Source organism: Actinomycetospora sp. C-140, from assembly GCF_054796175.1.
In genome coordinates, this window is record NZ_JBTWNF010000019.1 from 64,713 (window position 1) to 78,423 (window position 13,711).

General features: G+C 71.5%; 14 protein-coding genes and 2 tRNA genes. 5 read left to right on the forward strand and 11 right to left on the reverse strand.

What is annotated here, in order from left to right; genetic code table 11:
• Positions 1-154 precede the first annotated feature (154 nt).
• Together ACR9E3_RS26220 and ACR9E3_RS26225 are read left to right on the forward strand one after the other, a co-directional pair.
• Positions 155-227 (forward strand) — tRNA-His (locus tag ACR9E3_RS26220).
• A 63-nt stretch (positions 228-290) separates the two neighbouring features.
• A tRNA-Lys gene (locus tag ACR9E3_RS26225) sits at positions 291-363 on the forward strand.
• A 199-nt stretch (positions 364-562) separates the two neighbouring features.
• Here the strand turns inward: ACR9E3_RS26225 and ACR9E3_RS26230 are convergent.
• Genes ACR9E3_RS26230 through ACR9E3_RS26250 form a run of 5 tightly spaced genes read right to left on the reverse strand, consistent with a single transcriptional unit; the run spans position 563 to position 4,864 of the window.
• Complete coding sequence (locus ACR9E3_RS26230; protein ID WP_460383680.1) at positions 563-1,162, reverse strand: low temperature requirement protein A; 600 nt, start codon at positions 1,160-1,162, stop codon at positions 563-565.
• Positions 1,078-1,740 carry a low temperature requirement protein A gene (locus ACR9E3_RS26235; RefSeq protein ID WP_460383681.1) on the reverse strand — a complete coding sequence of 221 codons (663 nt, stop codon included), beginning with the start codon at positions 1,738-1,740 and terminating at the stop codon, positions 1,078-1,080. Before ACR9E3_RS26235 ends, ACR9E3_RS26230 begins: the two co-directional genes overlap by 85 nt.
• 57 nt (positions 1,741-1,797) lie before the next feature.
• Positions 1,798-2,868, reverse strand: coding sequence for a zinc-dependent alcohol dehydrogenase family protein (locus tag ACR9E3_RS26240; protein ID WP_460383682.1), 1,071 nt, complete (start codon positions 2,866-2,868; stop codon positions 1,798-1,800).
• Positions 2,865-3,398 carry a cupin domain-containing protein gene (locus ACR9E3_RS26245; RefSeq protein WP_460383684.1) on the reverse strand — a complete coding sequence of 178 codons (534 nt, stop codon included), beginning with the start codon at positions 3,396-3,398 and terminating at the stop codon, positions 2,865-2,867. The genes ACR9E3_RS26240 and ACR9E3_RS26245 overlap by 4 nt, the downstream gene beginning before the upstream one ends.
• An 11-nt stretch (positions 3,399-3,409) precedes the next feature.
• Positions 3,410-4,864 carry an aldehyde dehydrogenase gene (locus ACR9E3_RS26250; protein WP_460383685.1) on the reverse strand — a complete coding sequence of 485 codons (1,455 nt, stop codon included), beginning with the start codon at positions 4,862-4,864 and terminating at the stop codon, positions 3,410-3,412.
• Between the two features lie 138 nt (positions 4,865-5,002).
• Here ACR9E3_RS26250 and ACR9E3_RS26255 point away from each other — a divergent pair, with 138 nt between their 5' ends.
• From ACR9E3_RS26255 to ACR9E3_RS26265, 3 genes are read left to right on the forward strand one after another with little or no spacing between them, the layout of a single operon-like run.
• On the forward strand, positions 5,003-5,911 hold the full coding sequence (locus ACR9E3_RS26255) for an alpha/beta hydrolase (protein ID WP_460383686.1): 909 nt from the start codon (positions 5,003-5,005) through the stop codon (positions 5,909-5,911).
• Positions 5,908-6,279 carry a DUF2255 family protein gene (locus ACR9E3_RS26260; protein ID WP_460383687.1) on the forward strand — a complete coding sequence of 124 codons (372 nt, stop codon included), beginning with the start codon at positions 5,908-5,910 and terminating at the stop codon, positions 6,277-6,279. Before ACR9E3_RS26255 ends, ACR9E3_RS26260 begins: the two co-directional genes overlap by 4 nt.
• Before the next feature lie 4 nt (positions 6,280-6,283).
• Entirely contained in the window at positions 6,284-7,162 is an 879-nt protein-coding gene (locus tag ACR9E3_RS26265) for an alpha/beta fold hydrolase (RefSeq protein WP_460383689.1), read from the forward strand.
• Here ACR9E3_RS26265 and ACR9E3_RS26270 read toward each other — a convergent pair.
• Genes ACR9E3_RS26270 through ACR9E3_RS26295 form a run of 6 tightly spaced genes read right to left on the reverse strand, consistent with a single transcriptional unit; the run spans position 7,153 to position 13,691 of the window.
• The gene (locus ACR9E3_RS26270) at positions 7,153-8,256 is read right to left on the reverse strand and encodes an NDMA-dependent alcohol dehydrogenase (protein ID WP_460383691.1); all 1,104 of its coding nucleotides are present in this window, start codon (positions 8,254-8,256) and stop codon (positions 7,153-7,155) included. The genes ACR9E3_RS26265 and ACR9E3_RS26270 overlap by 10 nt on opposite strands.
• An 11-nt stretch (positions 8,257-8,267) precedes the next feature.
• Entirely contained in the window at positions 8,268-9,386 is a 1,119-nt protein-coding gene (locus ACR9E3_RS26275) for a CaiB/BaiF CoA transferase family protein (RefSeq protein WP_460383693.1), read from the reverse strand.
• Complete coding sequence (gene fabG / locus ACR9E3_RS26280) at positions 9,383-10,117, reverse strand: 3-oxoacyl-ACP reductase FabG (protein ID WP_460383695.1); 735 nt, start codon at positions 10,115-10,117, stop codon at positions 9,383-9,385. The genes ACR9E3_RS26275 and fabG overlap by 4 nt, the downstream gene beginning before the upstream one ends.
• On the reverse strand, positions 10,117-11,280 hold the full coding sequence (locus tag ACR9E3_RS26285; RefSeq protein WP_460383696.1) for an acyl-CoA dehydrogenase family protein: 1,164 nt from the start codon (positions 11,278-11,280) through the stop codon (positions 10,117-10,119). Before ACR9E3_RS26285 ends, fabG begins: the two co-directional genes overlap by 1 nt.
• The gene (locus tag ACR9E3_RS26290) at positions 11,277-13,205 is read right to left on the reverse strand and encodes an AMP-binding protein (RefSeq protein WP_460383697.1); all 1,929 of its coding nucleotides are present in this window, start codon (positions 13,203-13,205) and stop codon (positions 11,277-11,279) included. Before ACR9E3_RS26290 ends, ACR9E3_RS26285 begins: the two co-directional genes overlap by 4 nt.
• Before the next feature lie 3 nt (positions 13,206-13,208).
• Positions 13,209-13,691, reverse strand: a complete 483-nt coding sequence (locus ACR9E3_RS26295) for a MaoC family dehydratase (protein ID WP_460383698.1) — start codon at positions 13,689-13,691, stop codon at positions 13,209-13,211.
• Positions 13,692-13,711: the final 20 nt, after the last annotated feature.

A 13,711-nucleotide genomic window follows, 5' to 3' on the forward strand; every position in this document is an offset into this window, starting at 1 on the left:
CGGCCTGCGGGCGCGGCCCGACACTGCGGCCCCGGCCACGGGAGGCGCCTCACCTTCTGTGGGTGAGGCTCGCGATCGGGCCGGTGGCGAGCCGCCCGCGCTCGGCTTGTAGGCTTGTCGAGGCTCGCCGGGGAGACCCGGAGGGCCTGCCATGGTGGGTGTAGCTCAGTTGGCAGAGCACTGGGTTGTGATCCCAGGTGTCGCGGGTTCAAGTCCCGTCACTCACCCGGACGGCAGAGGGGCCACCCGCTGCCGGATCGGTCCCGAAGCTTTGCTAGGGTTCTGATCACGCGCCGTTAGCTCAATGGGCAGAGCAAGTGACTCTTAATCACTGGGTTCGGGGTTCGAGTCCCTGACGGCGCACTCTTTCTGCTGGTCACAGCTCTGCGGAGCGATCTCCGATCTGATCGCAGATCGCTTCGGGGCACGCTTACTCCTCTCGACCGCTCTCCTGACGATCGTCTGGCGTCAGTCGTAGCGATCTTCAACAAGATCAAACCGATTTGGGCGAACCCCGGCCGGCCGCCAACGCCACCAGGTGCCTGGACGAGCCAGTCCCGACTCAGGCAGACGTCGAGGGAGTGCTCGAGCTCAGCTCGGTGACAGCTGCGAGCGCGAGGACGACACCGAGCACCGCGAGTCCGATGACCAGCGCCGGCAGGCCGTGCCCGACGAGCAGACCGAGGACGCCGACGAGGACCAGCACTCCGGCGGCGAGGTAGCGCGCACGGGCCACCGCGCCGCTCCGCGATCGGAGGAACAGCACGTTGCCGGCGAGGTAGAGCAGCGGACCGCCGATCGAGGTGAGGACGAGTCCCGGCTCGGTCTCAGGATGCGTGAGGTGCAGCTCGATGGACACGGCGAACAGGATCGCCCCCGCCACCATCAGGCCGTGGGCGTACGGGAACGCGCCGCGCAGGGCGGCCGTGCTGCGGTCGCCGTGGCTGGCCGTGGTGTCGTCACCGGCGAGCGCGAAGTAGGACCACCACAGCCCGAACAGCCCGACGAAGCCGAGTACGGCGATCAGTACCGCGTACGCGTCGATCGACGGAAGCTCGGTGATGGTCAGCCCCATGATCAGGATCGACTCTCCGAGCGCGATGATGAAGACGAGACGGTTCCGCTCGGCGAGGTGCTCGGCGTCGGCGGGCCAGGTGTCCATCGGGGTGGAGCCCAGGCCCGGGACCGGAACTCGACGCGGGGTCCGAGGATGTCGATCGCCACCGCGACGGCCCACACCACGAGACGCGCACCGGCCGGCAGGAACGCGCCGGCGAGGAACAGCGCCGACGCGATCGCGCTGTAGACGAGCAGGTTGCGGTAGTTGCGCGACAGGACATGGCCGCGCAACGTGATCCACATGAAGGCCGGCCGACCGACCTGGGCGACGGCGTAGCAACCCGCGAAGACCAGACCCCCGCCACCGAACGCGGACGGCAGGGCCAGCGCCATGCCGAAGGCGGCCAGCATCAGCACCGCGTTGAGGATCCGCACCGCGCTGCGGCGAGGATCGAGGTAGTTCATCGCCCACGTGGTGTAGTTCCACACCCACCACACCGCCGCGAAGAGCAGGGCGGTCTCGAGGGTGCCCAGGGCGGTCAGGTGCGCCAACAGCGTGTGCGAGACCTGGACGATGGCGAAGACGTAGACCAGGTCGAAGAACAGCTCGATCGGCGCCACCGTGGCGTGGCCCGCACCCTCCGGCCGCAGCAGCTGTGGCCGGCCTTCCTGCGTCGTCATCGGGCTCCTCGCAGCGGCGATCCTGTGCCGGAGCGGAGAGTAGCGAGCACCACGGCGTCAGAACTCGATGACCGCCTTGCCTCGCTCCTGCTTGTCGAACACCCGGTAGGCCTCGTCGGCCTGGTCGATACTCCAGCGGTCGGTGAAGAGCTTGTCGACGTCGATGCCGTGGTCGGCCACGAACCGGGCGCATTCCGCGAGCCCGACGTTGGAGAACGTGTACGTGCCGTAGATCGTGATCTGCTTGATCACGATGTCGGGGGCGACGTCGAGGGTGAGCTCGCCGCCGAGGCCGACCATCGCGGAACGGCCCCACACGGCCAGGCACCGTACGGCCGCCGCCCGGGCGGGCGGCGCGCCGGAGCACTCGATCGACACGGTGGCACCACGGCCGCCGGTCAGCTCCTTGATCGCCGCGACGGCGTCGGTCTGCGCGGAGTTGACCACGTGGTGGGCGCCGAACTCGCCGGCCCGCTCCAGCTTGGCGTCGGCGACGTCGACGGCGATGACCGTCGCGCCCATCGCCGTCGCGAACTGCACACAGGACTGGCCGATCGGCCCGATCCCGAACACGGCCACGGTGTCGGCGGCCGTGACCTCGGTGCGGCGCAGCGCGCCGTAGGCCGTGCCGGTCCCGCAGGCGATGGCCGCGCCGGCCGAGAAGCTGATCGCCTCGGGCAGGTGCACGAGAGTGCGGGCCGGGGCGAGCATGTGGTGCGCGTGGCCGCCGTGCGCGGTGGCTCCGTAGATCGTCGCGCCCTGCGGGCACATCTGCGTCCAGCCGCTGCGGCAGAGGTCGCAGTGCCCGCAGCCGTCGTAGTGGAACTGCATGACACGGTCGCCGACCTTGAAGGCGCGAGGGTCGACGTCGGCACCGACCTCGGCGACGACGCCGCACGGTTCGTGGCCGGCGATGATCGACGGCACGCCCTCGACCCCGCGCTCGTCGAAGCTCTTGAAGCCCAGCGCCTTCAGCGCGGCACCGGGCGGGTCGCGGTAGAACTTCAGATCGCTGCCGCACAGGCCCGACGCCTTGATGTCGATCACGACGTCGTCCGGGCCCGGCTTCGGGTCGGGGAAGTCCATGACCTCCAGCTGCTTGTCGCCGGCGAAGACGACGCCCCTCATCGGGTGCCCGCCATCATGGTCGCGACGATCAGGACCGGCTCGTCGGTGCGGTTGCTCCAGATGTGTTTCACCCCGCGGGTCACGAACGTGTCGCCTTCGCGCAGCAGCGTCTCGCCCGTCTCCATCACGGCGTACAGCTCGCCCTTGATGACGGTCACGACGTCGACGGTGTCCGTCTCGTGCCACACCCCGGCCGCGCCGTCCTCGGCACCGCCGTGGGAGTCGCCACCACCGAAGTCGTCCAGGGAGGCGGCATAGGCGGCCGCGTCGAACTCGCTGTCGGGCGGGAAGCTCGCCAGCCGGACGACCAGGCCGCTCTTGGGCGGGTCGATGACCGGGTTCTCGCCGAGTGTGGACGCCGCGGCGACCTCGGCGGGGACCGCGTCGACCTGCCAGGTGTCCATCACCGTGAACCCGGGGGCGGCGATCCGTGTAGCGGTGTTCCCGTCACTGACGATGGTCGACTTCCCGCTCTCGTCGAGTCCCGAGACGACGACGCGCGCCTGGGCTTCGAGGTGCTTGCCTGCCATGTCGGTCTCCTTCAGCTGCTCAGGATCAGGTCTCGCGGGAGACCCACGGACTTGAGCTCGACGTACGCGTCGAACCCTTCGGGACCGGCCTCCCGGCCGATCCCGCTGGACTTGAAGCCGCCGATGGGCGCGTGGAAGCCCACCGGGCTGCCGTTGACCTCGACGGTGCCGGTGCGCAGGCGGGACGCGACGGCGACGCCGCGGCCGGGGTCGGCGGTGAACACCGACCCGTTGAGCCCGTAGCTGGAGTCGTTCGCGATCGCGACGGCCTGGTCCTCGTCGTCGTAGGCCAGGACCGAGACCACGGGCCCGAAGATCTCTTCCTGGGAGATCGTCATCTCCGTGGCGACGTCGGCGAAGATCGTGGGCTCGACGAAGAACCCGTCGTCGAGACCGGCGGGCCGCCCGCCGCCGGTGACGAGCCGTGCTCCCTGGTCGCGGCCGGCCGCGATGTAGCCCTCGACCCGGGTGCGCTGACGCTCGCTCACCATCGGGCCGATCTGGGTGGCCGGGTCCATCGGGTCGCCGACGGGCATGCTCGCCACGACCGCCCCGAAGGCGTCGAGGAACTCCTCCTGGCGCGACCGCGGCACGACGACGCGCGTCTTGAGGCTGCACACCTGGCCGCTGTTGCGGAAGGAGCCGATGCGCAGCGACTCCGCCGCGGCGGCGACGTCGGCGTCGTCGAGCAACACGGCGGCCGACTTGCCGCCGAGTTCGAGCGTCACGCGCTTGAGGTCGTGCCCGCAGAGCGAAGCAATCCGGCGCCCGGCGGCGGTCGAGCCCGTGAACGCCACCTTGTCGACCCCCGGGTGAGTCACGAGGTGCTCGCTGACCTCGCGGTCGGCCGGGACGACGTTGACGACCCCCTCCGGCAGCCCGGCCTCGGCCAGCAGCTCGGCGAGGAGGTAGGCGTCGAGCGGGGTCTCCGGGGCCGGCTTGAGCACGAGGGTGCACCCCGCCAGCAGGGCCGGGGCGAGCTTCATGACCGAGATGAGCAGCGGCGCGTTCCAGGGCACGACCGCGGCCACGACGCCGACGGGCTCGCGCAGCACGAGCGCGCGGCCGGTGACGGCCTCGCGCTCGGAGCGCCAGGGGTAGTCCGGCGCGAGCTCGAGAAAGCTGTCGAGGAGCACCTTCGGCCCGGCGGCCTGCATCGAGCGCGACAGCGTGATCGGGCAGCCCATCTCGCTCGTCACGAGGCCGGCGATCTCGTCGGCGCGCTTGCCGAGGAGCTCGCTGAGACGACCGAGGACCTCGGCCCGCTCGTCCACCGTGCGGCGTGGCCAGTCCCCGAGATCGAACGCCCGCCGGGCGGCCGCGACGGCGTCGTCGACGTCCGCGGCGGACGCCGCCGGCACGCGCGCGATCACCTCACCGGTGAACGGAGAGGTGACCGCGAGCAGGTCGCTCCCCTGCGGCTCGACCCACCGTCCCCCGATGAAGAACGTCGAGTAATCCCGCACCGCTTCATCCCCTCGCTGTGACCCGAACCACTGACCGCAACGTATCGTATAAAATACTTTGCGTCTAGGCATGGAGGTCCCGGCTCCGTGGAACTCCGTGCACGACCCACGTCAGACGACATCGAGGAGTGACCAACCGTGGACGCCGTCACGTTCGCCAACGGATCGATCACGATGGCCGGCAACCTGTTCCGGCCGGACGGGTTCGAGCAGGGACACCGGTACCCGGCGCTCGTCACCGTCCACCCCGGAGGTGGGGTCAAGGAGCAGACGGCGGGCCTGTACGCGGAGAAGATGGCTGCGCAGGGGTTCGTGACCCTGGCGTTCGACGCCTCCTACCAGGGCGAGTCCGGCGGCGAACCGCACTTCCTGGAGGACCCCGCCGCCCGGGTGGAGGACGTCCGCGCGGCGGTGGACTACCTGCAGTCCCGTGACGACGTCGACCCCGAGCGCATCGGCGTCCTGGGCGTCTGCGCCGGGGGCGCCTACGGCGCGAACGCGACCATGACCGACCACCGCGTCAAGGCCCTGGCGACCGTGAGCGCCCTGAACATCGGCACGGCGTGGCGGCAGGGCTGGTTCGGCGCCGACCCCGCGACCGCGGCCGTCCCTGCGCTCGACGCGATCGCCCAGCAGCGCACCGCCGAGTGCGCCCACGGCGCCGAGGTCGCCACCAGCGCGTACGTCCCCGCCGAGCCGGACGAGAACACCCCGTACGACATGGTCCAGGCCAGCGAGTACTACCTGACGCCGCGCGCACAGCACCCGAACGCGAAGAACACCTACCTCGCGACCAAGAGCATTCCGAAGATCATGGCCTGGGACGGGTTCCACCTCGCCGAGGATCTGCTGACCCAGCCCGTCCTCATGGTCGCCGGGTCCGACGCGGGGTCGCTGTGGCACACCACCGAGCTGCACGCCCGCCTGCGCGGCGAGAAGAAGCTGGTGATCGTCGACGGCGGCACGCATATGGACTTCTACGACGTCCCGAAGTACGTCGACCGCGCCGTCGCCGAGGCGACCCCGTTCTTCACCGAGCACCTGTGAGCTGGTCGAAGGACGACCTGGCGCGGGTGGCGGGTTCCGAGGAGCTGCAGGTCACCAGCTACCGCGACGACGGATCGTTGCGGCGCTGGACCCCGATCTGGGTGGTCCGGGTCGGCGACGACCTCTACGTCCGGTCGGCGTACGGGAGCGAGGGCGGCTGGTTCAGGCGCGCCCTGTCCCGCGGTGTGGCCCGGGTCCGCGCGGGCGGGGTCGAGACCGACGTGACGCTCGAGCCGGTCGCCGACGAGGCGGTCCGGGAGCAGGTCGGCGAGGCCTACCGGTCCAAGTACGCCGGCCAGCCCGGCGCGCTGCGACCGATGCTCGACGACCCCGCGGCGGGCTCGACCACCCGTCTCGTCCTGGAGTGACTCGGTGAGCACGGATGCCCCCGCGATCAACGAGCTGCGCGTCGAGGGTGCGGCGGGGATCGACCTGGCCGCCACCCGGTGGAACCCTCCCTGCGCACCCCGGGGCACCGTGCTCTTCCTGCACGGCGGCGGGCAGACGCGGCACTCGTGGCGGCGGACCGCGCAGACGCTCGCCGACGACGGCTGGACGACCGTGGCCGTCGACGCGCGGGGGCACGGCGACAGCGACTGGTCCCCGGACGGGGACTACGGGCTCGGCGTGCTCGCCGACGACCTGCGCGCCGTCGTCGCGACGCTCGGGGTCCGGCCGGTCCTGGTCGGGGCCTCGCTGGGCGGGCGGACCGCGCTCCTCGCCGAGGGTGAGGGCCCGAGCCTGGCCGCCGGGCTCGTGCTGGTCGACGTGACGCCGCGCGTCGACCGGACCGGCGTGAACCGGATCCTCGACTTCATGCGCAGCGGCCTCGACGGCTTCGCGTCGCTGGAGGATGCGGCCGACGCGATCGCCGCCTACGACCCGTCCCGGCCGCGCCCGGCGCGCCCTGACGGGCTCCGGCGCAACCTGCGGTGGCGCGACGGGCGGTGGTTCTGGCACTGGGATCCGCGCTTCGTCGCCGGCGACGCACCGACGCCGGAGCGGCCCGGTCGCGCCGACCCGGAGCGGGCGTGCGCGGCCGCGGCCCGCGTCGTCGTCCCGACCCTGCTCGTCCGCGGTGTGCAGTCCGAGGTGGTGAGCCCGGAGGCGGCGGCGGAGCTGCGAGCGCTGGTCCCGCACGCCGAGCAGATCGACGTCGACGGCGCGGGCCACATGGTCACCGGCGACGACAACGACGTGTTCACCACCGGCCTGCGGGCCTTCCTCCAAGGCACGGCGGATCAGTCGTAGACGACGACCCCGCGGACGTTGAGCCCGGCGTGCAGGTCCCGGTATCCCTGGGCGATGTCGTCGAGCGCGTAGGTGCGGGTGACCATCTCGTCGAGCTTCAGCTTCCCCGCGCGGTACAGGCCGAGCAGGCGCGGCACGTCCCAACCGCCGTTGGTCGACCCGAACAGCGACCCCTGGATGCGCTTCTGCGACAGGGTGAGGTCGAAGAGCTCCAGCGGGGTCTGGCTGACCGCGTGCTGCCCGACGGCCGTCACCACCACGGTCCCCGCCCGGCGGATCGCCGCGAGCGCCTGACCGATGTGTTCGGGCGCTAGTACCCCGACCGTGATGATCGCGGCGTCGGCGCCCTGGCCGTTCGTGCCCTGCTTCGCGAGCTCGGTGGCCTCCTCGATCGACGCGGCCGTGTGCGTCGCGCCGAACTCGAGCGCCTTCTCCCGCTTCAGGGCAACCGGGTCGACGGCGATGATCGTTCCCGCTCCCCCGTGCGCCGCACCCTGGATCGCGCTCGCCCCGATGCCGCCCACACCCATGACGATCACTGTGTCGCCGGGCCGCACGTCGGCGGAGTTGACCGCCGAGCCCCACCCCGTGCTGACCGCGCAGCCGATCAGGCAGGCCTTCTCCAGCGGGATGTCGTCGTCGATCTTCACGACCGACGCCAGCGAGACCGTGGTGGACGCGGTGAACGTCGAGATGCCGCACATCTGCCCGACCGGTCTGCCGTCCTCGACCTGGTGCAACCGATAGGAGCCGTCGGTCCAGCGCGGGCCGGCGAGGATGCCCTTGGCGAGGTCGCAGAGGTTCTGCCGTCCGGTGGAACAGAAGCGGCAGTGCCCGCACGACGGGATCGCGGAGAAGACGACGTGGTCTCCTTCGCGGATGCCCTTGTCGTTGTCGAAGACCTCGGTGACGACCCCGGCTCCCTCGTGCCCGAGGGCGAACGGGTAGGTCCCGACCGGCAGGTCACCGGTGACGTGGTGGTCGTCGGAGTGGCAGAGGCCCGAGGCGACCATCCGCACCTGGACCTCGTCGCGGCGCGTGGCGTCGAGCTCGAGGTCGACCACCTCCAGCTCCCCGGGCACCTGCCGGATCACCGCTCCGCGTGTCAGCACGGAGCCCAGGCCCGCACGAGCTCGGCCAGGTCGACGGTGCCCGGGGACGGCGCGGTCGGTGCCCTGCACCCGGTGGTGTCGAAGCGGGGCGCGGGCATGGGGTGCAGCACGCCGTCGACGTCGCGGAAGACCTCGCGCTCGGCGTTGTGCGGGTGCCCGGCGGCCTCGCCGAAGGTCAGCACGGGGCTCACGCACGCGTCGGTCCCGGCGTACACCGCCGCCCACTCGTCGCGGGTCCGCGTCGCCAGGGCGTCGGCGATGAGCTCGCGCAGCTGCGGCCACGCCGGGCGGTCCTCCTGCTCGGGCCACCCGTCGGTGTCCACGCCGAGGCCCTTGACGAACTCGGCGTAGAAGTCGGGCTCGAGGGCCCCGACCGCCACGTACCGACCGTCGGCGCACCGGTAGGTGTCGTAGAACGGTGCCCCTGTATCGAGGTCGTTCGTCCCGGGCTCGTCGGAGTAGAGGCCGGCGGCGCGCAGTCCCTGGATCTTCGTGGTCAGGACGGCGACGCCGTCGAGCATCGCGGCGTCGAGGACCTGGCCCTGCCCGGCGGCCCGGGCAGCGAGGACGGCGGAGACGATGCCGAAGGCCGCCATGAGCCCGCCGCCGGCGTAGTCGCCGAGCAGGTTGATCGGCGGGGTCGGCGCCTCGCCCCGCCGGGCCATCGCGTGCAGCGCCCCGGACTGGGCGAGGTAGTTGATGTCGTGGCCGGCCTGGTGCGCCAAGGGTCCGGACTGGCCGTAGCCGGTGAGCCGCGCGTACACCAGCGCGGGTCTCCGCGGGCACAGGTCGTCGGGCCCCAGCCCCAGGCGCTCCGCGACACCCGGTCGGTAGCCCTCGACGAAGACGTCCGCGGCGTCCACGAGGCAGCGCACCCCTTCGACGCCGTCGGGCGACTTGAGGTCGACGGCCGTGGACGTGACACCGCGGTTGGCGAGGTCGTGCTCCGGGGCCATCCCGTCGGTCTGGGTGAGCGCGCGGCTGCGCCGGTTCGGGGGACGGACGACGCGGACGACGTCGGCCCCGAGGTCGGCAAGCAGCATGCAGGCGAACGGCGTCGGCCCCATGCCGTGCAGGGCGACCACGCGCACCCCCGCCAGCGGCCCGGTCACAGGCCGCGCCCCCCGGTCACCTCGATCACCGCGCCGGTGACGTAGGAGGCCATCGGCGACGCGAGGTAGATCACCGTGCCGGCGACCTCCTCCGGGGTCCCGGCGCGACCGAGCGGTACCTCGGCCTCCTTGGCCGCGAAGATCTCCGGCTTCATCGCCTCGGTCATCGCGGTGCGGATCAGACCGGGCTGGACGGCGTTGACCCGCGCCCCGGACGGGCCGAGCTCCTTGGCCGCGGCCTTGGTCAGACCGACCAGCCCGGCCTTGGCCGCGCTGTAGTTGGTCTGGCCGGGGTTGCCGACCTTCCCCGACAGCGACGAGATGTTCACGATCGCACCCCCCTGCTGGCGCCGGAACAACGGCGCCACGGCGCGGGTACCCAGCCAGGCACCCTTGAGGCTGGTGTCCACCACCAGATCGAAGTCGGACTCGGCGAGCTTGGCGATGTAGCCGTCCCGGGTGACGCCGGCGTTGTTCACGAGCAGGTCGAGGCGCCCGAAGCGCTCCAGGGCCACGTCGACCATCGCTGCCTGGTCGGCCTCGGACGTGACGTCGCAGACGGTCGCGTCGGCGCCGTCGCCGAGCGAGTCCGCCGCCTCCTTCGCCGCGCCGGCGTCCAGGTCGGCCACGAGCACGCGGCCGCCGGCCTCGACGATGGCCGCGGCGATGGCCAGGCCGATGCCCTGCGCGGCACCCGTGACGACGGCGACCTGACCGTCGAGGAGCCCCATCAGTAGGCCCGCGGCAGCTTGAGGACCTGGTTCGACACGTAGTTCAGCACCATCTCCTGGGAGAACGGGGCGTTGCGCAGCAGCCGGACCTCCCGCCACAGCCGCTCCACGTGGTACTCCTTCGCGTAGGCGTAGCCGCCGAAGGTCGACAGGGCGCGGTCGCAGGCCTCGAAGCCGGCCTCGGCGCCGAGGAACTTCGCCGCGGCGGACTCCGGCCCACACGCCTTGTTGTCGTCGAAGAGCCGGGCCGCGTTCATCGCGACCATCTCGGCGGCTTCCAGGCGGATCCAGGAGTCGGCGAGCGGATGGGCGACGGCCTGGTTCTGGCCGATGGGCCGGTCGAACACCCGGCGGTCCTTGGCGTACTGGCTCGCCAGGTCGAGCGCGGCACGGCCGAGGCCGACGCCCTCGAGCCCGACGACGGTGCGCTCCGGGTTGAGCCCGTCGACCAGGTAGTAGAAGCCCTTGTCGACCTCACCGACGACGTCGGCGTCGGCGACCTCCAGCCCGTCGATGAACAGCTCGTTCGAGTCGATCGCGGCCCGGCCGAGCTTGTCGATCTCGCGGATCGTGATCTTCGAGCGGTCCATGTCCGCATAGAACAGCGTCATGCCGTGCAACGGCTTCTCCTCGGTGCGCGGAGAGGTGCGCGCCAGGAGCAGGATCTTGTGGGCGTTCTGCGCGTTGGTGATCCAGACCTTCTGCCCGTTGATCACCCAGCCGCCGTCGATCTTCGTGGCCTTCGTCGTGATCCGCGAGGTGTCGACCCCCGCGGTCGGCTCGGTGACCCCGAAGGCCATGAGCAGCTCACCGGAGGCGATCTTCGGCAGCACGCGCTGCTTCATCTCCTCCGAGCCGTGCCGCACGATCGGCGCGGGCGGGAAGACGTAGAAGTGGATCGCCGAGCCGCCGCTCATCCCGGCGCCGGAGCCGGCGATCTCCTGCATCATCACCCCGGCCTCGGTGAGCCCGAGCCCGATCCCGCCGTACTCCTCGGGGATCATCGCGCCGAGCCACCCGCCGTCGGCGAACGCCTTGACGAACTCCCACGGGTACTCGTGCTTCTTGTCCTTCTCGCGCCAGTACTCCCAGTCGTACTTGCGGGCGAGCTCGCGGACGGTCTTGCGGATGAGCTCGAGGTCACCCTCATCGGTGGCGCTCATGATCGTGCCTCCTCCAGGGTCGGGATGTCGTCGAGGGACGTCGAGGCGTCCAGCGAGGAGAGGTCGCCGGGCGGCGTGCCCAGGTGTCGGGCGCGGATGGCGCGGCGCATGATCTTGCCGTTGGTGGTCTTGGGCAGGCCGCGGACGACGTGCAGCGCGGGGGCGAACGAGCGACCGACGTTCGTCACGGCTGTGGCGGCCACGTCGGCCTGTTCGGCGTCGTCGCCCCGCAGGACGACGAAGGCGACCACCCGCTGACCGCGCGCGTCGTCGGGCACCCCGATGGCCGCGGCCTCGGCGATCCGCGGATCGACCAGCAGGGCGGCTTCGATCTCGGCCGGTCCCACGCGCCGTCCCGAGACCTTGATGGTGTCGTCGGAGCGGCCGTGGATCCGCCACACGCCCGCGTGATCGACGCTGGCGAGGTCGCCGTGCTGCCAGATGCCGTCCCAGCGATCCCAGTAGGTGGCGAGGTAGCGCTCGCGGTCGCCCCAGAAGGCGTGGGTCATACCGGGAAAGGTGGTGCGGACGACGAGCTCCCCCACCTCGTCGATCACGGGCCGGCCGTCGGTGTCGACCACCGCGGCATCGACCCCCGGCAGCGCGGCGGTGAAGGTCGCCGCGTCCATCGGCAGGAACGGGTAGCTGATGAGCATCCCGCCGCCGACCTCGGTGCCGCCGGAGAAGTTGATGATCGGACGGCGCGAGCGGCCGACCGTGCCGAACAGCCAGTGCCACGTCGGTTCGTCCCAGGCCTCGCCGGTGGAGACGAACGCCCGCAGGGTCGCGAGGTCGGTGCGGGGCGCGCCGTCCGCGGCGAGGATCGCCCGCGCCGCGGTCGGAGCGATGCCCTGGACGGTGACCCCGTTGCGCTCGACGATCTCCCACATCCGGGTCGGTCGCGGGTGGGTGGGCACCCCTTCGGTGAACACCACCGTCGCGCCGAGCTGCAGCGGTCCCACGATCAGCATGGGCCCGACCAGCCAGCCGAGGTCGGCGATCCAGGCCACGACGTCGTCGCTGCGGACGTCGAACCCGTAGGCGAAGTCGACCGCCGTCTTGACAGCGAACCCGGCGTGGGAATGGACGATGCCCTTGGGCAGACCCGTCGTGCCCGAGGTGTAGACGATGCAGAGCGGGTCGTTCGACCCTGTGTCGGCCATCGTGACCGGCGCGGGGTCGGCCGGGAATTCGTCCCAGGAGACGTCGCGGCCGGGCTCCATGGCGACCTCGTCGCCGAGATGACGCACCACCACGACGTGGCGCAGCTCCGGCGCCGACGCGGCCGCGGCGTCGGCGATCTCCTTGAGCGGGACGCGCTTGCCGCGGCGGGTCGTGGCGTCGGCGGTGACCAGGGCGACGGCACCGGACTCCCGCAGCCGGGTCCCGAGTGCCTCAGGCCCGTAGCCGGTGAACGCGGGCACCGACACCGCCCCGAGGTAGGCGATCGCCAGGAAGGCCACCGTGGCCTCGGGCACGACGGGCAGATAGAGCACCACACGGTCACCGCGGGCGACCCCGAGCGCGGCGAGGTTCGCCGCGCACCGCCGGACCTCGGCGTCGAGCTCGGCGTAGGTCAGGCTGCGTCGCTGGCCGGCATCGCCCTCGTAGACGACCGCCTCCTTGCCGCCCGAGGGACCCTCGGCGTGGCGACCGGCGCAGAGGCCGGCCACGTTGATCCGGCCGCCGGGGAACCAGCGCGGGAAGGGCTTGCCCTCGGACTCGTCGAGCACCCTGTCGAACGGCTCGGAGAAGGCGATGTCGAGGTCGTCGACGACCTCGCGCCAGTAGCGCTCGGGATCGGTGACCGACGTCCGGTGCAGGTCGTCGAGGTCGTCGTAGCCGTACCGCGCCACGGCCTCGAGCAGGCGGCTGCGCTCCCGCTGCGCGGCGGTGGGAACCCACGCGGGCTCGGTGCTGACCACGGGTCAGGCCTGCGCGCCGGCGGTCTGCTGCTCGGCCGCCGAGCGCTTCTGCATCAGGCCCATCCGGGTCGCGTCACAGACGATCTCGTCGCGCTGGTTGATCCCGAAGTGGCGGAAGGTGACGATCCCGGAGTCGGGCCGGCTCTTGGACTCGCGCCGGTCCACGATCTCGGTCCGCACGTGGACGGTGTCGCCGTGGAAGACCGGCTTCGGGAACTTGACCTCACCGAAACCGAGGTTGCCCAACGTGGTGCCCTGGGTCGTCTCGGGAACGGTGATGCCCGAGACCAGACCGAGGATGAACAGGCTGTTCACCAGCCGCTGACCGTAGATCGACCCCTTGCTGTACTCCTCGTCGAGGTGGAGCGGCGCGAGGTTGAGCGTCAGGCTCGAGAACAGGACGTTGTCCATCTCGGTGACCGTCCGGCGCGTCGGGTGGTCGACCACGAGACCGGGCTCGAGCTCCTCGAAGTACAGACCGGGCATGGCTCGCGCTCCTTCGTCGA